The following is a 24,674-nucleotide window of genomic DNA, read 5'->3' as shown; positions in this document are numbered from 1 at the left end:
GGTGAACGGTCGGCAGCCGTCCGGGTCAGGCGGGCGGCTCGACGTCGACCTGCGCCGGGACCTCGTCCTGGCGGACGAGCCCGACCTGGCAGGTCAGGCCGTTCGGCCCGTGGTTGCAATATCCACCGGGGTTCGCGTCGAGGTACTGCTGGTGGTACGGCTCGGCGTAGTAGAAGACCCCCGCCTCGCTCGCCGGGCGCTCCTCGGTGGTGATCGAGCCGTGCCCGTGCCGGGTCAGCTCGCCCTGGAAGGCGTCGTGCGTGGCGCGCACCGCCGCCTCCTGCTCGGGCGTCGTCCAGTAGATCGCCGAGCGGTACTGCGTGCCGACGTCGTTGCCCTGCCGGTTCGGCGTCGTCGGGTCGTGGTTCTCCCAGAACGCCTTGAGGATCTCCTCGGGCCGGATCTCCTCGGGGTCGTAGGCGACGAGGACGGCCTCGGTGTGCCCGGTCTGCCCGGTGCAGGTCTCCTCGTACGACGGGTGCGGCGTGTACCCGCCCATGTACCCGGCCGCGGTCGTGAGCACCCCGGGCAGGCGCCACATGATCCGCTCGGCGCCCCAGAAGCAGCCCATGGCGACGAAGAGCACCTCGGTGTCCTCGGGCCACGGGCCGGTGGGGGAGGCCTCGAGGACCCGGTGCTCGGTCGGCAGGGCGAAGGGGTACTCCCGCCGGCCGGGCAGGGCGGCCTCGGGGGTGACCATCTCGGGCGTGGGGCGGAAGCCGAACATCAGCCGCTGGTCAGCTCTCGTAGGGCTTCGCGGAGACGATCTCGACCTCGATGCTCTTGCCGTTGGGGGCGTTGTAGGTCGTGGTCTCGCCGGCCTGCTTGCCGTTGATCGCGGCGCCGAGCGGGGACTGCTCGGAGTAGACGTCGAGGTCGCTCTCGCCGGCGATCTCGCGGGAGCCGAGGAGGAAGGTCTCCTCGTCGCCGAAGAGCTTGACGGTGACGATCATGCCCGGCTCGACGACACCGTCGTCCGGCGGGGCCTCGCCGACCGTCGCGTTGTCGAGGATCTGGGTCAGCTGGCGGATGCGGGCCTCCATCTTGCCCTGCTCCTCCTTGGCCGCGTGGTAGCCGCCGTTCTCCTTGAGGTCGCCCTCCTCGCGGGCCGCCTCGATGCGCTTGGCGATCTCGACGCGGCCGGGGCCCGAGAGCTCGCGCAGCTCGGTCTGGAGGCGGTCGAAGGCGTCCTTGGTCAGGTACGAAGCCTTGGTCGCTGTCTCGCTCACGGTCTTGCTCCTCACATGCGTCACCCGGGCGACGGTGCCTGGGCGGAATAGTCACGAGGTCTGGACCGGGCGGTCCAGACCTCGTTCTCGGTATCAGGCCAGTCTAACAAGGAGGCGGACCGAGTCCACCTCGTCGCGAGATCTGGTCGCGGACGGGCGAAGGGGTCAGACCTTGCGGCAGTGGTCCACCGTGGCCGTGACGGCCTGGGTGGTCGTGCGGATCTCGACGGTCTGCCGGGTCGAGCGCTCGGTGCTGGCCGGCACCTCGACGTCGACGGACCCGACGGTGGCGTAGCTCTTGTCGAGCGCCTTGACGTGACAGGTGACGACCATGCCCGTGGGCCGGTCGACGTCGAAGACCATCGTCACCTGGCGCGGCTGGCGGGTGAAGGCGACGTCGGTCGCGGTGACCGTCCCACGCGTCCCCTCGATGCCGAACCACACGACGACGGCCGTCGCCGCGACGACGAGCAGCGAGCCGACCACCCACCAGAAGCGCTGGGACCGAGCCGGGCTCGCCCCTTCGTCGTCGCCCTCGTCGAAGGGGTCGTCGGCGGGGGTGCTGCTCATGCGGGGGCTCCTGAAGGTGAGAGAATCACGCCTATCGTCCCAAACGAGGAAGAGTGACTGTGGAACCCCTGCGCCTCATGGCCGTCCACGCCCATCCCGACGACGAGTCGAGCAAGGGCGCGGCCACCACCGCCAAGTACGTCGCCGAGGGCCACCGTGTCCTCGTCGTCTCCTGCACGGGGGGTGAGCGCGGCGACGTCCTCAACCCCGCGCTCAAGGACGACGCGCACATCCTGCGCGACCTCGCCCAGGTCCGTCGCGACGAGATGGCGCGCGCGATCGCGATCCTCGGGTGCGAGCACACCTGGCTCGGCTTCGTCGACTCCGGCCTGCCCGAGGGGGACCCGCGCCCGCCGCTGCCCGTCGGCTGCTTCGCCCTCGAGGACATCGACACCCCGGCCGAGGCCCTCGTCCGCGAGATCCGTCGCTTCCGCCCGCACGTCATGACGACGTACGACGAGAACGGCGGCTACCCGCACCCCGACCACATCATGACCAACCGGGTCTCCGTCGAGGCCTTCCTCGCGGCGGGCGACCCCGACCGCTACCCGCACGCCGGCGAGCCGTGGCAGCCGCTCAAGCTCTACTACAACGGCGGCTTCCACAAGGAGCGGCTGCAGACCTACCACCAGGCCCTGCTCGAGCGCGGCATCGAGTCCCCCTTCGAGGACTGGCTGGCGCGCTGGGAGGACCGACCGGAGCGACGCATCTCCACCCGCATCCCCGCCGCGGAGTACTTCGACGTCCGCGACGACGCGTTGCGGGCGCACGCCACCCAGGTCGACCCCGACGGCGCGTTCTTCGCCGTGACCAACGACATCCAGGCCGAGGTCTGGCCGACCGACGACTTCGAGCTGGCGATGGCCTACGTCGAGACCGATGACGACGAGGACGACCTCTTCGCCGGCATCGACCCCGCCCGGGCCGACGAGCTCGCGACGAGCCGACCCACCCTCCTGCGCGACGACCGCGCGGAGCCGACCGTGAAGGACTGGCGATGACCGCACCGAGCACCGAGATCGGCCCCGGATGGTGGGCCTTCGTCGCCTTCTTCTTCCTCGCGATCGGGCTGTGGATCATCATGCGCAGCATGTTCAAGCGGCTGCGCCGCATGCGCATCGCCGAGGCGCACCGGGTCACGGACGAGCGCACCGAGCGCGCCCGGAGCGACGCCTCAGGCGTGCTGCGCGACCGGTCCGTAGAGGGCCAGGGCCGCGGCGGCGAAGTGCGCGATGAAGGCGAGGATGGTCAGGGCATGGAAGATCTCGTGGAACCCGAACCACCGCGGTGACGGGTTCGGTCGCTTGAGGCCGTAGACCACGGCGCCGGCCGTGTAGAGCAGCCCGCCGAGGACGACGAGGCCCATGATGAGCGCGCCGCCGTGCGTGAGCAGCGGGCCGATGTAGAAGACGGCGACCCAGCCGAGCGCCATGTAGACGGGGACGTAGAGCCAGCGCGGAGCCCCGATCCAGAAGACGCGGAAGAGCACCCCGAGGATCGCGCCCGACCAGACGATCGCGAGCAGCGTGATCGCCTGGTTGCGTGGGAGCAGCATCGCGAAGGGCGTGTAGCTGCCCGCGATGATCAAGAAGATGTTCGCGTGGTCCCAGCGCCGCAGGAGCGCGTCGACCTTGGCCGACCAGTGGCCCCGGTGGTAGACGGCCGAGGTCGTGAAGAGCAGCCCGGCGGTCAGGGTGAAGACGAATGCGGCGATGCGCCCCTTCATCGTCGGGGCCGTGCTCATGAGGACCATGCCCCCGATGAGGGCGAGCGGGGCCATCGCGAGGTGCAGCCAGCCACGCAGGTGGGGCTTGACCGCGTCGACGAACTCGTCGACGTGCTCGGAGACGTCTCGCGCCACGTCGTGCGCGCGCTCACGCAGGTCGTGGCCCTCGGATCGCATGGTCTCGACGGTACCGGAGAGACCGGGGTCTGGACCCCGCGCGATAGGTTGCTGTCCGGACCACCGTCGGTCGGGAGACGAGGAGCAGGAGTGCGCAATCCGCTGTACGCGGCGTACGAGGCTCGGCTCGCGCGCGAGGTCGCCCGGGTGGGGGTCCCGCGGCACGTGGGGATGATCGTCGACGGCAACCGCCGCTTCGCCAAGGCGCGGGGGGCCCAGACCGAGCACGGGCACCGGGCCGGGGCGGCGAACATCGCGAACTTCCTCCAGTGGTGCGACGAGGCCGGTGTCGAGGTGGTCACCCTGTGGCTGCTCTCGACGGACAACCTCGCCCGGTCGCAGGACGAGCTCCAGCCGCTGCTGCGGATCATCGAGGGGGTCGTCTCGGACATCGCCGCGACCGGGCGGTGGCGCGTCCACCCGGCGGGCGCCCTCGACCTGCTGCCGGTCGAGACGGCAGCGGCCCTGCGCCGCGCGGCCGAGCAGACCGCCGACGTCGACGGCCTCGTCGTCAACGTCGCCGTGGGGTACGGCGGCCGGCAGGAGATCGCCGACGCCGTGCGCTCGCTGCTCCGCAAGGCCGCCGAGCGCGGCGAGACGCTCGAGGACGTCGCCCGGTCGGTGACGACCGAGACGATCGCCGACCACCTCTACACCGCGGGCCAGCCCGACCCCGACCTCGTCATCCGCACGTCGGGGGAGCAGCGGCTCTCCGGCTTCCTCCTCTGGCAGAGCGCGCACAGCGAGTTCTACTTCTGCGAGGCCTACTGGCCCGACTTCCGCAAGGTCGACTTCCTGCGTGCGCTGCGCGCGTACGGCGAGCGGCAGCGCCGCTTCGGTGCCTGACCACCGCCGGGACGCCTCGGTGTCGCGCGCGTGACCGTTCGCTGAACACTCCCGCGACACGCGCGGACGGTGGTGCCGAGGGCGATCGCCCGGGCTTACATTCGCCGGGACGGGTCGCCCCATGTGGCTCGTCCGGGAGGCCCGAACATGGAGCTGCTGCTTCGCACGACGGGCCGGTCCCGGCCCCGGTGCCAGCTCCGGGAGCGGGTCCGGCTCACCATCCGAGACTGACGGCGCGCACGCGCCGGACGGCGCGGGCGTGCGACAGGGAGGCAGCAGTGTCCACGACCATCGATCTCGCCCCGTCCGAGCTCAGCGCCGCGGACCCCGTGACGCTGCCCAGCGTCGAGCAGGGCACGTGCACCTACGTGCTCGACACCTCGGTGCTGCTCTCCGACCCGCGAGCGATCCTGCGCTTCAAGGAGCACGAGGTCGTGCTCCCTGTCGTCGTCATCACCGAGCTCGAGGGCAAGCGTCACCACCCCGAGCTCGGCTACTTCGCCCGGACCGCCCTTCGCCTCCTCGACGACCTCCGGGTCTCCGTCGGCCGGCTCGACGCCCTGATCCAGGTGAGCCCCGACGGCGGGACGCTGCGCGTCGAGCTCAACCACACCGACCCCTCCGCGCTGCCCGCCGGCTTCCGGCTCGGCGACAACGACACCCGCATCCTCGCGGTGGCCAAGAACCTCGCCGACGAGGGCCACAAGGTGACGATCGTCAGCAAGGACCTCCCGATGCGGGTCAAGGCCTCGGCCGTCGGCCTCGACGCGCAGGAGTACCGCGCCGAGCAGTCGAGCATCGACTCGGGCTGGACCGGCGTCGCCGACCTCGCGCTCTCGGCCGAGGACGTCGACGCGCTCTACGAGCACGCGCGGATCGAGCATCCCGATGTCGCGGAGATGCCGTGCCACACGGGCCTGCGGCTCACCTCCCCGCGGGGGAGCGCCCTGGGCCGGGTGACGCCGGACCGCCAGATCCGCCTCGTCCGCGGCGACCGCGACGCCTTCGGCCTGCACGGCCGCAGCGCCGAGCAGCGCATCGCCCTCGACCTCCTGCTCGACCCCGACGTCGGCATCGTCAGCCTCGGCGGCAGCGCCGGCACCGGCAAGAGCGCCCTGGCGCTGTGCGCCGGGCTCGAGGCCGTCATGGAGCGGCGCCAGCACCGCAAGGTCGTCGTCTTCCGCCCGCTCTACGCCGTCGGCGGCCAGGAGCTGGGCTACCTGCCGGGCTCGGAGAACGAGAAGATGGGGCCCTGGGCGCAGGCCGTCTTCGACACCCTCGGGGCGCTCGTCTCCAAGGAGGTCGTCGAGGAGGTCATGGACCGCGACATGCTCGAGGTCCTGCCCCTGACCCACATCCGCGGGCGCTCGTTGCACGACGCGTACGTCATCGTCGACGAGGCGCAGAGCCTCGAGCGCAACGTCCTGCTCACCGTGATGTCGCGCATCGGGCAGAACTCCAAGATCGTGCTCACCCATGACGTCGCCCAGCGCGACAACCTCCGCGTCGGGCGGCACGACGGGGTCGCCGCGGTCATCGAGCGGCTCAAGGGGCACCCCCTCTTCGCCCACGTCACCCTGACCCGCAGCGAGCGCAGTCCCATCGCGGCGCTCGTCACCGACCTCCTCGAGGGAGGGGAGATCTGAGCGTCCGGCGCACGCCAGCTTGAGGGCACCGGCCGGCCCCGGTAAGGTCTCAGATCGGTAACGACGCGTCTGCTGCCAGGCGCCGCCGTGAGACCACAGGCCAGGAGCGACCACCCGTCCCCTGCAGCACCGACGGGTGGTCGCGCCATGAGGAGGATCAGCTTTGAGCTCGCAGTACACCCCGCGGCACGGTGCGAAGCGCCAGGCGCGCGTGCCGTCCCCTGCCTCGGTCCGGCGACCCGTCGTCGGCGCCGGCATCGCGCTCGCGCTCGTCGCCTCCGTCGGGGCGACGGTCGAGGCCGGTCCGTCCTCCGCCGCCGGCGCGGGCGAGCCCGCCTCCGGCCGGCTCGCCCCCTCCGGCGACGCCCTCACCGCCCTCACCGCCGCCACGAGCACCGACGTGCAGCGCCTCGAGCAGGACCGGCGCACCGCGGCCGCCAGCCGCAGCGCGAGCCGAGAGCAGGAGCGGCTCGCCGAGGTCCGCAGGAAGGCGGCCGAGAAGAAGGCGGCCGCAGAGCGCAAGAAGGCCGCCGAGGCGCGCAAGCGCAAGGCGGCGCAGGAGAAGCTCAAGGCCGTGCAGGCCAACCCGAAGGCGTACGCCCAGCAGATGGTGCGCGACATGGGCTGGGGCGACGAGCAGTTCGGCTGCCTCAACATGCTGTGGATCGGCGAGAGCGACTGGGACCACACCGCGACCAACCCGACCTCGGGCGCCTACGGCATCCCGCAGTCGCTGCCGGCGAGCAAGATGGCCAGCGCGGGACCCGACTGGAAGACCAACCCGGTGACCCAGATCCGGTGGGGGCTGGACTACATCAAGCAGTCCTACGGCTCACCCTGCGGCGCGCTGAGCTTCTGGAACGCCCAGAGCCCCCACTGGTACTGATCAGACCTTCCGCAGGCGGATCCGGCTCACCTCGTGGTTCGCGCTCTTCGTGAGGATGAGCGTCGCCCGGCTGCGTGACGGCTGGACGTTGTCGCGCAGGTTGGGCTCGTTGATCCGCGCCCAGATCCCCAGCGCCGTCTCGCGAGCCTCCTCGTCGGTGAGCTGCGCGTACCGGTGGAAGTACGAGGCGGGGTCGGCGAAGGCCGTCGCGCGCAGCGACAGGAAGCGGGAGACGTACCACTCCCGGATGTTGGCGACGGTCGCGTCGACGTAGACCGAGAAGTCGAAGAAGTCGCTGACCGCCAGCCCCGAGCGCCCGTGCGCGTCGACCCGGGGTGGCTGCAGCACGTTGAGCCCCTCGACGATGAGCACCGCCGGCTTGCGGACGACGATCTTCTCGCCGGGGACGATGTCGTAGGTCAGGTGCGAGTAGACGGGGGCGCGGACCTCCGCGCGCCCGGCCTTGACGTCGGCGACGAAGCGCAGCAGCTTGCGGCGGTCGTAGCTCTCCGGGAACCCCTTGCGCTGCAGCAGGCCCCGCCGCTCGAGCTCGGCGTTGGGGTAGAGGAAGCCGTCGGTCGTCACGAGCTCGACGTGCGGCGTGTGCGGCCAGCGGCTCAGCAGCTCCTGGAGGATGCGGGCGGTGGTCGACTTGCCGACGGCCACCGAGCCGGCGACCCCGATGACGAAGGGGGTGCGTCCCGGGCGCTCGCCGAGGAACTCGCTCGTCGCGAGGTGGAGTCCGTAGGTCGCCTCGACGTAGAAGTGCAGCAGCCGGGAGAGCGGGAGGTAGACCTCCTCGACCTCGTCGAGGTCGACGCGGTCGCCCAGACCCTGCACCCGCGCGATGTCCTCCGCGCTGAGGTTCATCGGGTGGTTCTCGCGCAGCCGCGCCCACGCAGACCGGTCGAGATCGACGAAGGGGGAGACGACGGGGGCGTGCGACACGTCGCCATTGTGTCGCACCCGCCGTGTCGCACTGCGGGATAGCGGGCAGGCCGCCCCGGGCGGATACCCTGGCGACCATGTGTGGAATCGTGGGTTACGTGGGGCCGAACGCCGACGACAAGGCGCTCGGCGTCGTCATGGAGGGCCTGGCCCGCCTCGAGTACCGGGGCTACGACTCGGCCGGTGTCGCGCTCGTCGCGGACGGCGAGGTCGTCGGCGACAAGAAGGCCGGCAAGCTGGAGAACCTCCGGGCCGCCCTCGAGGCCCGTGACCTCCCCCCTTCGGCCACGGCCATCGGGCACACCCGCTGGGCGACCCACGGCGGACCGACCGACGCCAACGCCCACCCCCACCGCGGCGGGACGGACAACAAGCTCGCCGTCGTGCACAACGGGATCATCGAGAACTTCCACGCGCTGAAGAACGAGCTGCTCGAGCAGGGCGTCGAGTTCCGCAGCGAGACCGACACCGAGGTCTCGGCCCACCTCGTCGCGCGCGCGTTCGAGGAGGCCGGTGACCTCACCGAGGCGATGCGTCAGGTCGTCAACCGGCTCGAGGGTGCCTTCACCCTCCTCGCGGTCCACGCCGACGCCCCCGACACGGTCGTCGCCGCCCGCCGCAACAGCCCGCTCGTGGTCGGCCTCGGCGAGGGGGAGAACTTCCTCGGCTCCGACGTCGCCGCCTTCATCGGCTACACCCGCAACGCGCTCGAGCTCGCGCAGGACCAGATCGTCACGATCACGCCGACGAGCCACGAGGTCATCAACTTCGACGGCTCCCCGGCCGAGGGCAAGGCCTACGAGGTCACCTGGGACGCGGCCGCCGCGGAGAAGGGTGGCTACGACACCTTCATGGAGAAGGAGATCCACGACCAGCCGCACGCCGTCCGCGACACCCTCCTCGGCCGCACCGACGAGACCGGTCGCCTCGTCCTCGACGAGCTGCGCATCTCCGAGGAGCAGCTCTCCGGCATCAACCGCATCTACGTCGTCGCCTGCGGCACCGCCGCCTACGCGGGCATGACGGCCAAGTACGCGATCGAGCACTGGACCCGCATCCCCGTCGAGGTCTCGCTCGCCCACGAGTTCCGCTACTGCGACCCGATCGTCGACGAGCGCACCCTCGTCGTCTCGATCAGCCAGTCCGGCGAGACGATGGACACCCTCATGGCGGTCAAGCACGCCAACGAGCTCGGTGCGCTGACCATCTCGATCTGCAACACGCACGGGAGCACGATCCCGCGCGAGTCCGACGCGGTCCTCTACACCCACGCCGGCCCGGAGATCGCCGTCGCCTCGACGAAGGCCTTCGTCGCCCAGATCACCGCCTGCTACGTCCTTGGTCTTTACCTCTCGCAGCTGCGCGGCAAGCAGTACGCCGACGACGCGAAGAACGTCATGGCCGAGCTCGCCGAGATCCCGGAGAAGATCGAGACCCTGCTCGGCTCGATGGACCGGGTGGCCGAGATCGCCCGCTTCATGGCCGACTCGCGCGCCGTGCTCTTCCTCGGGCGCAACGTCGGCTACCCGATCGCGCTCGAGGGCGCGCTCAAGCTCAAGGAGCTCGCCTACATCCACGCCGAGGGTTTCGCCGCCGGCGAGCTCAAGCACGGCCCGATCGCGCTCATCGAGCCCGGTCAGCCCGTCTTCGTCATCGTCCCCGGCCCGGACACCCCGCACGACCTGCACAAGAAGGTCGTCTCCAACATCCAGGAGATCCGCGCCCGCGGTGCCCGCACCCTGGTCATCGCCGAGGAGGGGGACGAGGACGTCGTGGCCTTCGCCGACGAGGTCATCCGCGTGCCCCAGGCCCCGCCGCTCCTCGAGCCGCTGCTCACGGTCATCCCGCTGCAGGTCTTCGCCCTGCACCTGGCGACCGCCAAGGGCCTCGACGTCGACCAGCCGCGCAACCTCGCGAAGTCCGTCACCGTCGAGTAGGCCCGGTACGGTCGAGGCGTGATCTCGGCATACGACGCAGACCAGGTCCGCCAGGCCGAGGAGGGGCAGCCCGAGCTGCTCGTCTCGGGTGAGCTGATGCAACGCGCGGCACGCGGGCTGGCGAAGGTCACGCGACGGCGCATGCGTGACCTCGGCGTGACCCGGGTGGTCGCGCTCGTCGGGGCCGGCAACAACGGCGCCGACGCGCTCTGGGCCGCAGCCCGCCTCGCGCGGCGGGGGCTCGAGGCCACCGCCGTCGTCCACGACGTGTCCGCGTCTCCCGCGCAGCAGGCCGCCGCCGACGCGGCGACCGAGGCCGGGGCCCGGGTCCTCGAGGGCACCGGTGCGGACGCGCTCGAGGCCATCGCCGCCGCCCAGGTCGTGCTCGACGGCGTCACCGGCATCGGTGGACGACCCGGGCTGGCCCCCTTCGCCCGGCAGTGGGTCGACGCGATCTACCCGACCGCCTACGTCATCGCCGTGGACACCCCTTCGGGCCAGCCCGTCGACGGCGGGCCGCTCGTCGCCGACGCCGTCTTCGCCGACGAGACGGTCACCTTCATCGCCCCCAAGCCCGTCCATCTGCTCCCGCCGACCGACGCGGCCACGGGCCTGCTCACGGTCGTCGACATCGGCGTGGCCGAGCCCGCCGAGCCGGCGGTCCGCGCGCTCGATCCCGGCGACGTGGCCGGGCTGTGGCCCACCCCGACCCGCACCGACGACAAGTACTCGCGCGGCGTCCTCGGCGTCGTCGCGGGCGGTGAGCAGTACACGGGCGCGGCCCTGCTCAGCACGCACGCCGCGGTCTGCGCCGGTGCGGGCATGGTCCGCTACGTGGGCACCCCGACCCCCGAGATGCTCGTGCGCGCCCACGTGCCCGAGGCCGTCCACGGTCCCGGCCAGGTCCAGGCCTGGGTGATCGGCCCGGGCCTTGACGTCGCGAGCCGGGCGAAGGGGGCCAAGGCGCAGCTCGACGTGGCGCGGGAGGCCCTCGCCTCGGACCTGCCGGTCCTCGTCGACGCGGGCGGGCTCGACCTCGTCGACGCCCCCCGGGCGGCGCCGACGCTGCTCACCCCGCACGCGGGGGAGGCGGCCCGGCTGCTCACCCGCCTCGGCGAGGCCGAGGTGACGCGCGATGACGTCGAGGGCGATCCCGTGCGGGCTGCGCGCCGGCTCGGGGAGCTCACCGGGGCGACGGTGCTGCTCAAGGGCTCGACGACCGTCGTCGCGGCGTCGGGCGGTCCGGTCTACGTGCAGTCGGGCGCTCCTGCCTGGCTGGCGACCGCCGGAGCCGGCGACGTCCTCGCCGGGATCGTCGGGACCCTCCTCGCCGCCGGTCTCGAGCCGGACGTCGCCGGGGCTCTCGGGGCGCTCGTCCACGGCGAGGCCGGGCACGACGCCAACCCGGGCGGCCCGGTCCGGGCGCTCGCCGTCGCCGCAGAAGTCGGTCGCACCATCGCCCGTCTCCTGGCAGCATCCGACGGGTGAGCGAGCCCACCACCGACCGCGCGGACCTGCTGAGCCAGTACGACAAGGTCCTCCGTCCCTACGAGATGCAGATGCCCTCGGCGCACCGGAGCGAGCGGGTCGGGCCGGTGGCGATCGGCCACTACGACGGTGGCCGTGGGTTCGTCAGCTGTCAGGACCTCGAGGGGCTCGACGCGAGCGATGTCCGCGCACTCGTCGACGAGGTCGTCGACCGGCTCGTGGGCGACCCCACCATCACCTCCTTCGAGTGGAAGACCCGCAGCCACGACGAGGCACCGGGGCTCATCGAGGCACTGACCGCCCGAGGGTTCGTCGCGGACGAGGAGGAGTCGGTGATGATCGGCCCGGCCGAGGCGCTCGTGCAGCACGAGCCGCCCGCGGGGGTCACCGTCCGCCAGGTCTTCACCGAGCCGGAGGTGCGCGCCGCGGTGGCCGCGGCCAGCGCGGTCTTCGGCTCGCCGCCGCAGGTCGAGCAGCGGATGGCCGACGAGCTTGTGCGCCGGGTGCTCTCCGGGGAGGGCGACCTCGAGATGTGGGTGGCCGAGGCGGGCGGCGAGATCGTCAGCAGCGGCCGGCTCGAACCCGTGCCTGGCACCCCCTTCGCCGGTATCTGGGGCGGCTCGACCCGCGCCGACTGGCGCCGCCGGGGCGTCTACCGCGCCCTCACCGCGGCCCGCGCCCGGTCGGCCATGGAGCGCGGCGTGCGATACCTCCACTCGGACTCCACCGAGGACTCCCGGCCGATCCTCGAGCGCTCCGGATTCGTCCGGGTGACGACGACGACCCCCTACGAGTGGCACCGCTGACCTGGTGCCCGGCAGGCCCACCGCTGCTGGGCACCCTGCCGGACGGTGCGCAGGGGTGAGCCTGACGGGTCGTCGCAGCCCGCCGACCTAGGATGGGGAGACCATGACGTCGCCCCCTGAGCCCCCCGCGCGCACCACCCAGCCCTACCTCGGGACGAGCCGCGCCACCATCGACCTCGCTGCGATCCGTGACAACGTCGCCGAGCTCGACCGCAGGGCCGGGGACGCCGGCGTCATCGCGGTCGTCAAGGCCGACGCCTACGGCCACGGGCTCGTCCCCTCCGCCCGTGCGGCGCTCTCCGGGGGAGCCCGCTACCTCGCCGTCGCCCAGCTCGCCGAGGCGCTCACCCTCCGCGCGGCCGGGGTCACCGCACCCCTGCTCACCTGGCTCTTCGCCCCGGGCGACGACCTCACCGAGGCCGCCCGCGCCGAGATCACCCTCTCTGCCGGAGCCCCCTGGGCGATCGAGGCGATCGGTGCCGCCGCCCGCGAGACCGGCACGACCGTGCGCACCCACATCAAGGTCGACACCGGCCTGGGCCGCGGCGGCTCGTGGGGTGACGACCTCGACGCCGTGCTGCGCCGTGCGGGCGAGCTCGAGGCCGAGGGCGCCGTCGAGGTCGAGGGGATCTGGTCGCACTTCGCGTGGGCCGACGCGCCCGACCACCCGACGGTCCGCCAGCAGCAGGAGACCTTCATGGAGGTCTGCTCCCGGGCCGAGCGGATGGGCCTGCGGATCCCCCTTCGCCACCTCGCGAACTCCGCGGCCACCCTCACCAACCCCTCCGCGGCCCTCGACCTCGTCCGCCCCGGGCTGGCGATCTACGGCCTCTCACCGGTCCCAGACCTCGGCCGGCCGGAGGACTTCGGGCTGCGCGAGGCGATGCGCCTGACCGCGCGGCTCGTCAACGTCAAGGACGCGCCGGCGGGGCAGGGCGTCTCGTACGGGCACGCGTACACGACCTCCGAGCCGACCCGTCTCGGGCTCGTGCCGCTCGGCTACTCCGACGGCATCCCGCGGCACGCGGGCAACGCGGGACCGATGCGGGTCGGGTCGAGCACGCTGCACGTCGCGGGACGGGTGTGCATGGACCAGCTCACCCTCGACCTCGGGCCGGCCTCCGACGCGGTCGCCGGTGACGAGGTCGTCATCCTCGGTCGTGGCGTCGACGGCGACCCGACCGCCCAGGACTGGGCCGAGGCCGCCGGCACCATCAACTACGAGATCGTCACCCGGCTGGGCGCGCGCGTCCCGCGCGTCTACGTCGGCCCGGACGACGGGGTGAGCGCCTGATGGCCTCCCGTCGCACCAAGACCGTCGTCGGGACCTCCCTCGGGGCCGGTGCGATCGCCGCGGGCGCCGGGGCCGTCGCCGTGGCCCGTCGCGGAGCCCGGTCGGATGCCACCCACCCCGACGGCAGCCACCCGTGGGGGCACACCGCGGAGCGGCTCGAGGCGGCCGTGGCGTCCGACGGCACCGTGCTGCACGTCGAGATCGACGAGCCCAAGGGGTCGACCCGCAAGGGTCGCCCCACGGTCGTGCTCGCCCACGGGTTCACCCTGGACCTCACGTCATGGGCCCGGCTGCGCGCCCGCCTCATCCTCGAGGGCTACCGGGTCGTCTGCTACGACCAGCGCAACCACGGGCTCTCCGGGGTGGGGGACCACGACCACTGCACCATCGAGCAGCTCGGTCGCGACCTCAAGGCCGTGCTCGACGCCTTCGCTCCGGAGGGGCCTGTCGTCCTCGTCGGTCACTCGATGGGCGGCATGACGATCATGAGCCTCACCGGCCTCTACCCGGACTACGTGCGGGAGCGGGTCAAGGCGGTCGCGCTCGTCTCCACGAGCGCCGGCGGGATGGGTCTCGTGAGCGTCGGCTTCGGCAAGATCCTCGACCTCTTCGTCGTCCGCTTCGGGCCCGGCCTGCTGCGCGGGCTCAGCGCACGACGGACCCTCTGGCAGAGCGTGCGCCGGGTGGGCCGCGAGGCCGAGAAGGCGGCCGTCCAGCGCTACGGGTTCGGCCGCAAGGCCGACGACGAGACGCTCGAGCACTTCTCCGACGTCATCTTCGGCACGCCGCTCGACACGACCGCCGCGTTCCTGCCGCACCTCGACGACCTCGACGTCCGCGACGCCCTGCCGGGCCTGGCCCGCACCGAGGTGCTCGTCATCGGCGGCAGCCGCGACGAGCTCACCCCGCCCTCGCACAGCGACGAGATCGTCGAGCTCGTCCCGCACAGCGCGCACGTCGTCGTGCCGGGGGCCGGTCACCTCCTGCCGATGGAGCGTCCCGAGGTCGTCGCCGACGAGGTGCTCGAGCTCATCAGGCGCGGGATCTCCGGCGCGACCCGCAAGGCCGACCGCGGGAGCGATGCCGACGCCGTGGTCCGTGACACCGGCGACGCCGTGGAGGAGCCGGCGTGACCATGCTGACGATGGCCACCGCGGACGACACCCGCGCGGTCGGCCGTCGGCTCGGGGAGCGGCTCGGCGCGGGCGACCTCGTCGTGCTCGCCGGGGGGCTCGGCGCCGGCAAGACGACGATGACCCAGGGCATCGGCGAGGGGCTGGGCATCCGTGGTCCGGTGACCTCGCCGACCTTCGTCATCGCGCGGGCCCACCCGAGCCTCGTCGGCGGAGCGGCTCTCGTCCACGTCGACGCCTACCGTCTCGGCGGGAGCGCCGAGCTCGACGACCTCGACCTCGACACCGACCTCACCCAGAGCGTGACGATCGTCGAGTGGGGGAGCGGTCTCGTCGAGGAGCTGAGCCCGGACCGGCTCGAGCTCACCCTCACCGCCGACCCGGCGACGGAGTCCCGCACGCTCGACCTCGTGGGCCGGGGCCGCTGGGCGGAGCGGGTCGACGAGCTCGTCGCCCACCTGGAGGGCCGCTGATGCTCCTCGCGCTCGACACCTCGACCTCCGCCGTGACGGTCGCGCTGCTCTCCCTCGACGGAGGGCTGCTCGCCGAGCAGCACGTCGTCGACGCCCGGGGGACCACCGAGCTGCTCGCCCCGCTCGTCGCCCGCGTCCTCGACGACGCTGGGTCGACGCCCGCCGACGTCGAGCTCGTCGCGGTCGGGACCGGGCCCGGCCCCTTCACCGGGCTGCGGGTCGGGATCGTCACCGGGCTGACCTTCGCGCACGCCCGCCGGATCCCCGTCCTCGGGGTGCCCTCGCACGACGCGCTCGCCCACGCGTGGGTGCTCGCCGGCGGGCAGGGCTCGCTCCTCGTCGCGACCGACGCGCGCCGCAAGGAGGTCTACACCTCGGTCTACGAGACGGTGGCGTCCGGCGACGAGACGCACCTGCCGTGGCGGCGGCTCAGCGGCCCGACCGTCGGCAAGGCCGCCGAGCTGCCCGAGGCCGAGCGCGCCCTGCCCATCGCCGGGCGCGGCACCGTGCTCTACCCCGACGCGCTGCCCCACGCCGCAGGCTCGCTCGACGTCTCCGCCGCCGCGCTCGGTGGCGTCGCGCTCGTGCGCCACCGCCTCGGCGAGGAGCAGCCGACGGAGCCGCTCTACCTCCGCCGCCCCGACGCGACGATGCCCGGTGCCCCCAAGCCCGCCCTGGTGCCCCGGCCCCAGGACCAGCAGGCCCTTCGCCGCGACCCGCACGCGCTCGACCCACGAGACCCGACCGCCGGAGCGGACCAGTGACCCCCATCGCACGAGCCAAGGCTCGTGTCGCTCAGGCGACACGAGCCTTGGCTCGTGCGAGGTCGGGGGACGCGCCGGTGCCCACGTGGCGGGCGGTCACCTGGCAGGACATCCCGGCGCTCGCCGCGCTCGAGCGCGAGATCTACCCCGACGACGCGTGGTCCGAGCAGTCCTGGTGGGGCGAGCTCGCCGGCCGGCCGCGTCGTGACTACCTCGTCGTCGAGGACGACGGCGGGATCCTCGGCTACGCCGGGCTCGACCACGGCGGCGACGTCAGCGACGTCATGACGATCGCGGTCGCGCCTCGGGGCCGTCGCCAGGGTCTCGGCGCCGCCCTGCTCGACGAGCTGCTCACCCGGGCGCGCGGCGCGGGTGCCGAGCGGGTCATCCTCGAGGTCCGGGCCGACAACGACGCCGCGCGGGCGCTCTACGCGGCGCGTGGCTTCACCACCCTGCAGACCCGCCGGGGCTACTACCCGGGTGGGGTCGACGCGCTCGTCCTCGGGCTGACCCTTCGGAAGGCGAGCTGATGACCCCTTCGCCCACCACCTCGACCCCGCTCGTCCTGGGCATCGAGACCTCCTGCGACGAGACCGGCGTCGGCATCGTCCGCGGCACCGAGCTGCTCGTCGACGCGGTCGCGAGCTCGGTCGACGAGCATGCCCGCTTCGGCGGGGTCGTGCCCGAGGTCGCCAGCCGCGCCCACCTCGAGGCGATGGTCCCGACGATCGAGCGAGCGTGCGCCCAGGCCGGGGTCGCCCTCGACGACCTCGACGGCATCGCCGTCACGTCCGGCCCGGGGCTCGCCGGGGCTCTCATGGTCGGGGTGGCCTCTGCCAAGGCCCTCGCCCTCGCCCTCGGCAAGCCGCTCTACGGCGTGAACCACCTCGCCAGCCACGTCGCCGTCGACATCGTCGAGCACGGGCCGCTGCCGGAGCCGACGATGGCGATGCTCGTGAGCGGCGGGCACTCCTCGCTGCTCCTCGTCCCCGACGTCACGCACGACATCCGCAGCCTCGGCTCGACGATCGACGACGCGGCGGGGGAGGCCTTCGACAAGGTGGCGCGCGTGCTCGGGCTGCCCTTCCCCGGTGGGCCGCACATCGACCGGGCCGCGCGCGACGGGCAGATCACCATCGACTTCCCGCGTGGTCTGACCTCGCGCAAGGACATGGAGCGGCACCGCTTCGACTTCTCCTTCAGCGGGCTCAAGACCGCGGTCTCGCGGTGGGTCGAGACGCAGCGGGCCGCCGGTGTCGAAATCCCGGTCGCCGATGTCGCCGCGTCCTTCCAGGAGGCGGTCGTCGACGTGCTCACCCGCAAGGCGGTCCTCGCCTGCCGCGAGCACGACGTCGCCGCCCTGCAGATCGGGGGTGGTGTCGCGGCCAACTCACGGCTGCGCGCGATGGCGCAGGAGCGGTGCGACGACGCCGGGATCCAGCTGCGTGTGCCGCGCCCGGGCCTGTGCACCGACAACGGCGCGATGGTCGCCAGCCTCGGCGCGCAGATGATGCTCAAGGGCAGGCCCGCGAGCTCGCTCGACCTCCCCGCGGACTCCTCGATGCCGGTCACCGACGTGCAGTCCGGGCTGCCGGTTGACGTCGACCACGACCACCCGCACTGACCCCCTTCGCCCTCAGCCGCAGGTGAGCAGACCCATCTCCTCCTTGAGGGTCAGCACCCGGGTCACCGCCGCCTCGACCTGATCGGCGAACTCCTCGTCGGACTCGGCCCGCGCGACGATCGCCTCGGTCATCGTCGCCGTCTGACGCGCGTCGGCGGTGAGCACGATGTCGCCGCCCGCCTCGATGAAGCGGGTGGCCCGCTCACCGACCGGGACGTCCGCGACCGCCTTGGCGACGCCGACGTCGTCGGTGATGACGACCCCGTCGAAGCCCATCTGCTCACGCAGCAGGTCGGTGACGATCGCCTCCGAGAAGGGCGCCGGGTTCTTCGCATCGAGCTTGGGGTACCGGGCGTTGCCGACCATGACGATCGTCGGCGTGGCCTCGATGACGTCAGCGAAGGGGGTGAGGTGGGGATCCTTCGTCGTCGCGGTGTCGTCGGTGATCCCGTCGGCGGTCGAGTCCGTGTTGCCCCGGATCCGGCCGATGCCGGGGAAGTGCTTGGTCGTCGGCATGACGCCGGCGGCGTGCATCCCCTTCGCGAAGGCGACGGCCCCCTGGCCTGCTGCTGCCGGTGTGGCGCCGTACTCCCGGCCGTACTGGCCGATGGGTCCGTTGGCGCGTCCGATCTCGGCTGGGACGGTGTCGGTCGTCGGTGCGAGGTTGACGTTGACGCCGGCCTGCTTGAGCTCCTGGCCCCAGGCGGTCGCCTGTCGCTCGAGCTCTGCGGGGCTCATCGCGCCCTGGTCGCGGCCGGAGGGGATCGTGGAGAAACCCTGCCCGGTGAGCTGCTGGACCTCGCCGCCCTCCTGGTCGGCGGCGACGAGGAGACCGACCGTCGTGCCGTCGAGGTCGAGCGCCCGGTCCTGGAGGTGCTGGCTCGCAGCCTCCACGGTGGCACGCTCGGTCCAGCCGCCGAGGTAGAGCATGCTGCCCAGGCCGCCCTCGATCTGGGCGTCGAGCCCGGCCTGCCCCATGTCGGGGGTGAGCGCGACCATGAGGAGCTGGCCGGCGTGCTGCTGACGGGTCATCGCGTCGCGGGCCGAGGTGACGCAGTCGCTGGCGGAGGGCCCCCCGGCGGTGGGTGAGGACTGCGTCGCGGACGTCGTCGACGTCGTGGTCTCCTCCGCGGAGGTGGTCTGGGGTGACGGAGGGCCGGAGCAGGCCGCGAGGGCGACGAGGGTGGCCAGGGCTGGGGCGGCGGCTCGCAGTCGGGTCACGCGCGCCAGGCTACGTGAGCGGCTCGACGAGGATCGCGGCCTGATCGCCCGCGACGCGCGTGAGGATGACGACCGCCTGGGCGCCCGATCCGGCACCGCGACCGATCTTCAGCGAACGGCGCAGCTGGTCGTCGTCGATCCGCATGCCGCGCTTCTTGATCGTCAGCCCGGTGATGCCGCGCTCGCGCAGCCACGCCCGGAGCGTCTTGACGTTGTAGGGCATCGCTTCGAGCACGCGATAGCCGCGGGCGAAGGGGAGCTCGATCGCCTGCTCGCTCGAGACGAGACCCAGCCCGGGCTCGGCCTCCGCGCCGTCGACCTCCGCGGTCACCGCGCCGACAAGACCCGCCCGCACGATCGCGCGGTCCGCTTCATAGAGGTGGGAGCCCAGCGCGCCCAGCGAGGACAGGGAGGGCGGGTCCTCGTCGGCCTGGGTCTGGTCGACCCGCACGCTCGGGGCGTCGTGCCGCATGACGAGGGCGGTGCGGCCCGCCGAGCGGACGAGCGGGCCCCACCACACGGCGCACTCGAGGAGCGTCCCGTCGTAGGAGACCCACTGGGCCTCGGTGCCGAGCGGGGGCACGTCGTGAGGGAGCGAGGGCGACATCTTCACGCCGGTCGCCGGGACGGCGGTGGCTATGGCGAGGACGGTCTGCCAGCCCGGCGAGATCTCGTCGAGCCGGAAGACCCGTCGGGTGCGTCCGCTGATGTCGGCCACGCCGGGCGTGCGGCGCGCCGGGTCGAGCCAGACCCCCACCCGGGAGCGAAGGGGGTCCGCCGGCGGCTCGAAGTCCTCGGCCCTCCCCGGGCGGGCCCGGCTGTCGGGCCAGGGGCGCAGGTTCGCGTCGGCGACGGCAGCGGTCACCGGGTCGACGTCCACGCCGTGCACGGTCACGCCGAGAGAGCTCATCGTCATGGCGTCGGCGCCGATGCCGCAGCCGAGGTCGTGGACGGTGGCCAGCGACGCCGCGGCGTAGCGCGACGCGTGGGCGGCGGCGACCTCGAGACGGGTGGCCTGCTCGAGCCCGTCGGGGGTGAAGAGCATGCCGTCGGCGAACTCGCCGAACTTGGCCCGTGCCCGGTGGCGCAGGCGCTGCTGGGTCAGCGCGGCGGCGACGAGCTCGGGGGGGTACCCCGCGCTGCGGAGGCGATCCTGGAGGGCGAGGACCTGGGACTCGTCGTACGGCGGCAGCGCGCTGAGCAGCTCGTGCCCCTCGGGCCCGGCGAGGGCCTTGACGGTCTGGATGTCCACGGAGGCCACCTTCTCACCCCTTCGTCCTGGAGGGGTCTCCCGGACCCGCTCCTGCCGGATCTGGCACTCAGGTTGACCGAGTGCTAACCGGCGGCCTAGATTTCTGCTTGGCACTCTCCACCGGTGAGTGCCAGGACCAGAGCAGCTCGACCCCCGCGACGGCGAACCGCCCTGATCCACGCAGACTGCCCAGAACATCCGTGAATCGAAGGAGCCAACGTGTCGGTTTCGCTCAAGCCGCTCGAGGACCGCATCATCGTCAAGTCGCTCGAGGCCGAGCAGACCACGGCCTCCGGCCTGGTCATCCCGGACACCGCCAAGGAGAAGCCCCAGGAGGGCGAGGTCGTCGCTGTCGGCCCCGGCCGCTTCAACGAGGACGGCGACGAGCGCGTCCCGATGGACATCTCCGTCGGCGACCGCGTCATCTACTCCAAGTACGGCGGCACCGAGGTCAAGCACGGCGGCGAGGAGTACCTCATCCTCTCCGCGCGTGACGTCCTCGCCATCGTCGGCTGACGATCCCCCCTTCGCGCATCGCCCCGGGTGCGGGCCCACCCGGGCTCCCCGGGGCGACGCCGTACCCACCTGCACACCTGTAGAGATCAAGGACACTCATGGCCAAGGAACTGGAGTTCAACGACTCCGCCCGTGACGCCCTCCAGCGCGGCGTCGACCAGCTCGCCAACGCCGTCAAGGTGACGCTCGGCCCCAAGGGTCGCAACGTCGTCATCAACAAGGCGTGGGGCGCCCCAACGATCACCAACGACGGCGTGACCATCGCCCGCGAGATCGAGCTCGAGGACCCGTACGAGAACCTCGGCGCCCAGCTCGCCAAGGAGGTCGCGACCAAGACCAACGACGTCGCCGGTGACGGCACGACGACCGCGACCGTCCTCGCCCAGGCCATGGTCAAGGAGGGCCTGCGCAACGTCGCCGCGGGCGCCGCCCCGTCCGGCCTCAAGCGCGGCATCGACAAGGCCGTGGAGGCCGTCTCCGCCCGCCTGCTCGAGGTCGCCCGTGAGGTCCAGGGCAAGGAGGAGATCGCCCAGGTTGCCTCGCTCTCCGCGCAGGACGAGACCATCGGCGGCACCATCGCCGAGGCCTTCGACAAGGTCGGCAAGGACGGCGTCATCACCGTCGAGGAGTCCTCGACCGCCGAGACCGTGCTCGACTTCACCGAGGGCATGCAGTTCGACAAGGGCTACATCAGCCCGTACTTCATCTCCGACGCCGAGCGCATGGAGGCCGTCCTCGAGGACGCCTACGTCCTCATCAACCAGGGCAAGATCTCCACGGTCGCCGACATCCTGCCGGTGCTCGAGAAGGTCGTGCAGTCGGGCAAGCCGCTGCTCATCATCGCCGAGGACATCGACGGTGAGGCGCTCTCGACGCTCGTCGTCAACAAGATCCGCGGCACCTTCAACGTCGTGGCCGTCAAGGCCCCGGGCTTCGGGGACCGCCGCAAGGCGATGCTCCAGGACATGGCGATCCTCACCGGTGGCCAGGTCATCGCCGAGGAGGTCGGGCTCAAGCTCGACCAGGCCGGTCTCGAGGACCTCGGCCAGGCCCGTCGTATCGTCATCACCAAGGACAGCACGACGATCATCGACGGCCAGGGCGAGAGCTCCGAGGTCGAGGGCCGGGTCGGGCAGATCAAGTCCGAGATCGAGCGGACCGACTCGGACTGGGACCGCGAGAAGCTCCAGGAGCGCCTCGCCAAGCTCGCCGGCGGCGTCTGCGTCATCAAGGTCGGCGCGCACACCGAGGTCGAGCTCAAGGAGAAGAAGCACCGCATCGAGGACGCGATCTCCGCGACCCGCGCGGCCATCGAGGAGGGCATCGTCGCCGGTGGCGGCTCGGCCCTCACCCACGCGGTCTCCGTCATCGACGACCTCTCGCTCGAGGGCGACGAGGCGACCGGTGCGCAGATCGTCAAGAAGGCCGCCGTCGAGCCGCTCCGCTGGATCGCCGAGAACGCCGGCATCCAGGGTTACGTCGCGGTCTCCAAGGTCCAAGAGCTCACCCCCGGCAACGGCCTCAACGCCGCCACCGGTGAGTACGGCGACCTCGTCGGCGCCGGCGTCATCGACCCGGTCAAGGTGACCCGCTCCGCGCTCGTCAACGCCGCGTCGATCGCGTCGATGGTCCTCACCACCGACACCCTCGTCGTGGAGAAGAAGGAGGACGAGGAGCCCGCCGCGGCGGGCCACGGTCACCACCACTGACCTCACCTCTGACACACCTCGAAGGGGGCGTCCCACCAACCGGTGGGGCGCCCCCTTCGTGGTCCGGGTGTACCCGAGTCGCGGTCCTGAGCTCGTCGGTATCGATATCTCGCGGCGACGACGTCAGGACAGCGATCTGTGCGCGCCCAGAGAGCCGCCCGCTACTCGCCGACGATGACCCGGACCTCGATGGTCTCGTCCATCTCGCGGAGCCGCTGCTCGACGCCGCCAGGCAGGGCGCCGTTGAGGTCGGTGACGGCGTAACCGAGCTCGCCCTTGGTCGAGAGGTGCTGGCTGTCGATGTTCGCGCCGCCCTCGGAGAGCAGGGTGTTTACCCGGGCGAGGACGCCGGGGACGTTGCGGTGCAGGTGCAGGATCCGGGTGTCGCCGGGGGACTTGCTGAGCGCCACGGCAGGGACGTTGACGGACATGGTCGTCGCGCCGGTCTGGGCGTACTCGCGGAGCTTGCCGGAGACGTACCGGCCGATGTCGTACTGGGCTTCCTCGGTCGACCCGCCGACGTGCGGGGTGAGGATGACGTTGGGCAGCCCCTGGAGGATCGAGACGAAGGGGTCGCCCGCGGACTTCGGCTCCTCGGGGAAGACGTCGACGGCGGCGCCCGCGATGTGGCCGCTCACGAGGTGATCGCGGAGCGACTCGAGGTCGACGACGAAGCCGCGGGAGAGGTTGAGGAAGAGGCTGCGCGGGCGCATCTGGGCGAACTGCTCGGCCCCGAAGACCCCGGCGTTGCCTGCTCGGCCGTCGACGTGGAGCGTGATCGTCTCGCAGGAGCGGAGGAGCTCGTCGAGCGACTCGCAGCGGCGGGCGTTGCCGAGCGGCAGCTTGTCCTCGACGTCGTAGTAGTAGACGTGCATGCCGAAGGCCTCGGCGATGACCGAGAGCTGGCTGCCGATGTTGCCGTACCCGACGATGCCGAGGGTCCGCCCGCGGACCTCGTGCGCCCCCTTCGCCGACTTGTCCCAGACGCCCGCGTGGAGCGCGGCGTTCTTGTCGGTGAGGTGACGGGCCATCGCGATGATCTCGGCCATGGCGAGCTCGACGACCGAGCGGGTGTTGGAGAAGGGCGCGTTGAAGACCACGGTGCCGGCCTGAGCAGCCGCGTTGAGGTCGATCTGGTTGGTGCCGATGCAGAAGGCGCCGATGGCCTTGAGCTCGGGCCGAGCCCGGAGCGCCTCGGCCGTCACGGTCGTCTTGGAGCGGATGCCGAGGAGGTCGACGCCCTCGAGGGCGTCGATCAGCTCGCTCTCGTCGAGCGCGCCGGAGCGGGTCTCGACCTCGAAGCCGGCCTGGGTCAGCGCCTCGGCGGCGCACGCATGGATGTTCTCGAGCAGCAGGGCCTTCACGCTCTGAGCCTAGGTCCCCGCTCGGGATCGCCGTCGAGGTGTACACCTGGCGGACACCGGCGTCCATGGCGCACTAGGGTTGCCGCCATGAAGCTCCTGGGTGTCATCGGTGGCATGGGCTGGTCGGCGACGGCCGAGTACTACCGGCTCCTCAACGACGGGGTGGAGTCGCGCCTGGGCGGCCTGCACTCCGCGCGGGTCCTGCTGCACAGCGTCGACTTCGAGCCGGTGACGGCGGCGGAGAACGCTGGGGACTGGGCATCGATGGCCGAGCAGCTCACCGCGGCGGCCCGCTCGCTCGAGGCCGGCGGCGCCGACTGCTTCATCATCGCCGCCAACACGATGCACGCCGTCGCCGACGAGGTCGCCGCAAGCGTCGACATCCCCTTCCTGCACATCGCCAAGGTCGCCGCCGAGCACGTCGAGCAGGCGCGCCAGCGGACCGTGGGCCTGCTCGCGACGGCGACGACGATGAACGCCGACTTCTACACCGGCCCGCTGCGCGAGCGCGGTCTCGAGGTCATCCTCCCCACCGAGGAGGAGCGCCCGGAGATCGACGCGATGATCTACGACGAGCTCGTCCACGGGGTCATCAACGACGCGTCGCGCAAGCGTTTTCGCCAGGTGATGCAGGGGCTCGTCGATCGCGGCGCCGAGGGTGTCGTGCTCGCCGGGACCGAGCTCGGCCTGCTGCTCGAGGCCGACGACTGCCCGGTGCCGATGCACGACACGACCGTGCTGCACGTCGAGGGCTGCCTCGACTGGATGCTCAGCGACTGACCCGCACAGCTGCCCGGGCAGGGTGGGTCACCAGGGGACGTCGATCTCCGGCTCGCCCTGGATGACGACGATCTCCTGACCCTGCAGGGCCACGACCTGCCCGGTGCGGATCTGCCCGCCCCGGCGGGTGTCGACCTCGCCGTCCACGGTGACCTGCCCGGTCTGGATGAGCTCGCGCGCCATGGCGCCGTCCTCGACGAGCCCGGCGAGCTTGAGCAGCTGCCCGAGCCGGATGGACTCGTCCTTGATGTAGACCTCGCCTGGCTCGCTCACGGGGCCAGCGTA

The 24,674-nt window shown here is 72.1% G+C and carries 26 protein-coding genes; 17 read left to right on the top strand and 9 right to left on the bottom strand.

Going from position 1 to position 24,674, the window contains the following annotated elements; translation table 11 throughout:
• Window positions 1–25: 25 nt before the first annotated feature.
• The 3 genes from msrA to JNO54_RS13175 form a co-directional block, all read right to left on the bottom strand.
• Complete coding sequence (gene msrA, locus JNO54_RS13185; protein ID WP_204144302.1) at window positions 26–727, bottom strand: peptide-methionine (S)-S-oxide reductase MsrA; 702 nt, start codon at window positions 725–727, stop codon at window positions 26–28.
• Between the two features lie 10 nt (window positions 728–737).
• Window positions 738–1,229, bottom strand: coding sequence for a transcription elongation factor GreA (greA, locus tag JNO54_RS13180; protein WP_204144301.1), 492 nt, complete (start codon window positions 1,227–1,229; stop codon window positions 738–740).
• A gap of 165 nt (window positions 1,230–1,394) precedes the next feature.
• The gene (locus JNO54_RS13175) at window positions 1,395–1,799 is read right to left on the bottom strand and encodes a DUF4307 domain-containing protein (RefSeq protein WP_204144300.1); all 405 of its coding nucleotides are present in this window, start codon (window positions 1,797–1,799) and stop codon (window positions 1,395–1,397) included.
• 77 nt (window positions 1,800–1,876) lie between these two features.
• On the opposite strand from JNO54_RS13175, the gene mca reads away from it, so the two are divergent.
• Window positions 1,877–2,800 (top strand): mycothiol conjugate amidase Mca, encoded by a 924-nt coding sequence (gene mca, locus JNO54_RS13170; RefSeq protein ID WP_204144736.1) that lies wholly within the window; start codon window positions 1,877–1,879, stop codon window positions 2,798–2,800.
• Window positions 2,797–3,090, top strand: coding sequence for a hypothetical protein (locus JNO54_RS13165; protein WP_204144299.1), 294 nt, complete (start codon window positions 2,797–2,799; stop codon window positions 3,088–3,090). Before mca ends, JNO54_RS13165 begins: the two co-directional genes overlap by 4 nt.
• Here the strand turns inward: JNO54_RS13165 and trhA are convergent.
• Window positions 2,974–3,702: a PAQR family membrane homeostasis protein TrhA gene (gene trhA, locus JNO54_RS13160; protein WP_204144298.1), complete on the bottom strand. Its 729-nt coding sequence runs from the start codon at window positions 3,700–3,702 to the stop codon at window positions 2,974–2,976. The two genes, JNO54_RS13165 and trhA, sit on opposite strands and share 117 nt — an antisense overlap.
• A gap of 90 nt (window positions 3,703–3,792) precedes the next feature.
• Here trhA and JNO54_RS13155 point away from each other — a divergent pair, with 90 nt between their 5' ends.
• The 3 genes from JNO54_RS13155 (at window position 3,793) to JNO54_RS13145 (ending at window position 7,080) form a co-directional block, all read left to right on the top strand.
• Entirely contained in the window at window positions 3,793–4,548 is a 756-nt protein-coding gene (locus JNO54_RS13155; protein ID WP_204144297.1) for an isoprenyl transferase, read from the top strand.
• Between the two features lie 329 nt (window positions 4,549–4,877).
• Window positions 4,878–6,194 carry an RNA 5'-3' helicase PhoH2 gene (gene phoH2, locus JNO54_RS13150; RefSeq protein WP_307818244.1) on the top strand — a complete coding sequence of 439 codons (1,317 nt, stop codon included), beginning with the start codon at window positions 4,878–4,880 and terminating at the stop codon, window positions 6,192–6,194.
• 163 nt (window positions 6,195–6,357) lie between these two features.
• Window positions 6,358–7,080, top strand: coding sequence for an aggregation-promoting factor C-terminal-like domain-containing protein (locus tag JNO54_RS13145; protein ID WP_233703253.1), 723 nt, complete (start codon window positions 6,358–6,360; stop codon window positions 7,078–7,080).
• Here the strand turns inward: JNO54_RS13145 and coaA are convergent, their stop codons facing one another.
• Window positions 7,081–8,028, bottom strand: a complete 948-nt coding sequence (gene coaA / locus JNO54_RS13140) for a type I pantothenate kinase (RefSeq protein ID WP_307818220.1) — start codon at window positions 8,026–8,028, stop codon at window positions 7,081–7,083.
• Between the two features lie 77 nt (window positions 8,029–8,105).
• On the opposite strand from coaA, the gene glmS reads away from it, so the two are divergent.
• The 9 genes from glmS to tsaD all read left to right on the top strand — a co-directional run bounded on the left by glmS (window position 8,106) and on the right by tsaD (window position 17,547).
• Window positions 8,106–9,965: a glutamine--fructose-6-phosphate transaminase (isomerizing) gene (gene glmS, locus JNO54_RS13135; RefSeq protein WP_204144294.1), complete on the top strand. Its 1,860-nt coding sequence runs from the start codon at window positions 8,106–8,108 to the stop codon at window positions 9,963–9,965.
• Between the two features lie 18 nt (window positions 9,966–9,983).
• Window positions 9,984–11,453: a bifunctional ADP-dependent NAD(P)H-hydrate dehydratase/NAD(P)H-hydrate epimerase gene (locus JNO54_RS13130; RefSeq protein ID WP_307818219.1), complete on the top strand. Its 1,470-nt coding sequence runs from the start codon at window positions 9,984–9,986 to the stop codon at window positions 11,451–11,453.
• A complete protein-coding gene (locus JNO54_RS13125) occupies window positions 11,450–12,259 on the top strand; it encodes a GNAT family N-acetyltransferase (protein WP_307818218.1) in 810 nt (269 codons plus the stop codon). Before JNO54_RS13130 ends, JNO54_RS13125 begins: the two co-directional genes overlap by 4 nt.
• 103 nt (window positions 12,260–12,362) lie before the next feature.
• Window positions 12,363–13,553, top strand: a complete 1,191-nt coding sequence (alr, locus tag JNO54_RS13120) for an alanine racemase (protein ID WP_204144293.1) — start codon at window positions 12,363–12,365, stop codon at window positions 13,551–13,553.
• Window positions 13,553–14,686, top strand: coding sequence for an alpha/beta fold hydrolase (locus JNO54_RS13115; RefSeq protein ID WP_204144292.1), 1,134 nt, complete (start codon window positions 13,553–13,555; stop codon window positions 14,684–14,686). Before alr ends, JNO54_RS13115 begins: the two co-directional genes overlap by 1 nt.
• Window positions 14,687–14,688: 2 nt before the next feature.
• Window positions 14,689–15,159 (top strand): tRNA (adenosine(37)-N6)-threonylcarbamoyltransferase complex ATPase subunit type 1 TsaE, encoded by a 471-nt coding sequence (gene tsaE, locus JNO54_RS13110; protein WP_204144732.1) that lies wholly within the window; start codon window positions 14,689–14,691, stop codon window positions 15,157–15,159.
• Complete coding sequence (gene tsaB / locus JNO54_RS13105; RefSeq protein ID WP_307818217.1) at window positions 15,159–15,923, top strand: tRNA (adenosine(37)-N6)-threonylcarbamoyltransferase complex dimerization subunit type 1 TsaB; 765 nt, start codon at window positions 15,159–15,161, stop codon at window positions 15,921–15,923. The genes tsaE and tsaB overlap by 1 nt, the downstream gene beginning before the upstream one ends.
• Before the next feature lie 77 nt (window positions 15,924–16,000).
• Window positions 16,001–16,453, top strand: a complete 453-nt coding sequence (rimI, locus tag JNO54_RS13100; protein WP_204144291.1) for a ribosomal protein S18-alanine N-acetyltransferase — start codon at window positions 16,001–16,003, stop codon at window positions 16,451–16,453.
• The gene (gene tsaD / locus JNO54_RS13095) at window positions 16,453–17,547 is read left to right on the top strand and encodes a tRNA (adenosine(37)-N6)-threonylcarbamoyltransferase complex transferase subunit TsaD (RefSeq protein ID WP_204144290.1); all 1,095 of its coding nucleotides are present in this window, start codon (window positions 16,453–16,455) and stop codon (window positions 17,545–17,547) included. The genes rimI and tsaD overlap by 1 nt, the downstream gene beginning before the upstream one ends.
• 12 nt (window positions 17,548–17,559) lie before the next feature.
• On the opposite strand, the gene JNO54_RS13090 is transcribed toward tsaD, so the two are convergent.
• Together JNO54_RS13090 and JNO54_RS13085 are read right to left on the bottom strand one after the other, a co-directional pair.
• Window positions 17,560–18,768, bottom strand: coding sequence for a glycoside hydrolase family 3 N-terminal domain-containing protein (locus JNO54_RS13090; protein WP_307818216.1), 1,209 nt, complete (start codon window positions 18,766–18,768; stop codon window positions 17,560–17,562).
• Between the two features lie 10 nt (window positions 18,769–18,778).
• The gene (locus JNO54_RS13085) at window positions 18,779–20,020 is read right to left on the bottom strand and encodes a class I SAM-dependent methyltransferase (protein ID WP_204144289.1); all 1,242 of its coding nucleotides are present in this window, start codon (window positions 20,018–20,020) and stop codon (window positions 18,779–18,781) included.
• Window positions 20,021–20,239: 219 nt separating this feature from the next.
• Between JNO54_RS13085 and groES the strand changes: the two genes are divergently transcribed.
• Both groES and groL read left to right on the top strand, forming a co-directional pair.
• Window positions 20,240–20,536: a co-chaperone GroES gene (groES, locus tag JNO54_RS13080; RefSeq protein ID WP_204144288.1), complete on the top strand. Its 297-nt coding sequence runs from the start codon at window positions 20,240–20,242 to the stop codon at window positions 20,534–20,536.
• A 98-nt stretch (window positions 20,537–20,634) separates the two neighbouring features.
• The gene (groL, locus tag JNO54_RS13075; protein ID WP_204144287.1) at window positions 20,635–22,245 is read left to right on the top strand and encodes a chaperonin GroEL; all 1,611 of its coding nucleotides are present in this window, start codon (window positions 20,635–20,637) and stop codon (window positions 22,243–22,245) included.
• A gap of 161 nt (window positions 22,246–22,406) precedes the next feature.
• Here groL and serA read toward each other — a convergent pair whose 3' ends face one another.
• On the bottom strand, window positions 22,407–23,609 hold the full coding sequence (serA, locus tag JNO54_RS13070) for a phosphoglycerate dehydrogenase (protein ID WP_204144286.1): 1,203 nt from the start codon (window positions 23,607–23,609) through the stop codon (window positions 22,407–22,409).
• Between the two features lie 87 nt (window positions 23,610–23,696).
• Between serA and JNO54_RS13065 the strand changes: the two genes are divergently transcribed.
• Complete coding sequence (locus tag JNO54_RS13065; protein ID WP_204144285.1) at window positions 23,697–24,389, top strand: aspartate/glutamate racemase family protein; 693 nt, start codon at window positions 23,697–23,699, stop codon at window positions 24,387–24,389.
• 27 nt (window positions 24,390–24,416) lie between these two features.
• On the opposite strand, the gene JNO54_RS13060 is transcribed toward JNO54_RS13065, so the two are convergent.
• Window positions 24,417–24,662 carry an RNA-binding S4 domain-containing protein gene (locus tag JNO54_RS13060; RefSeq protein WP_204144284.1) on the bottom strand — a complete coding sequence of 82 codons (246 nt, stop codon included), beginning with the start codon at window positions 24,660–24,662 and terminating at the stop codon, window positions 24,417–24,419.
• Between the last annotated feature and the right edge of the window lie 12 nt (window positions 24,663–24,674).

The organism is Janibacter endophyticus, assembly GCF_016888335.1.
Lineage (GTDB): Bacteria > Actinomycetota > Actinomycetes > Actinomycetales > Dermatophilaceae > Marihabitans > Marihabitans endophyticum.
The sequence above is the reverse complement of the archived record's forward strand: the minus strand, read 5'-3'. Positions and strand labels throughout refer to the sequence as shown.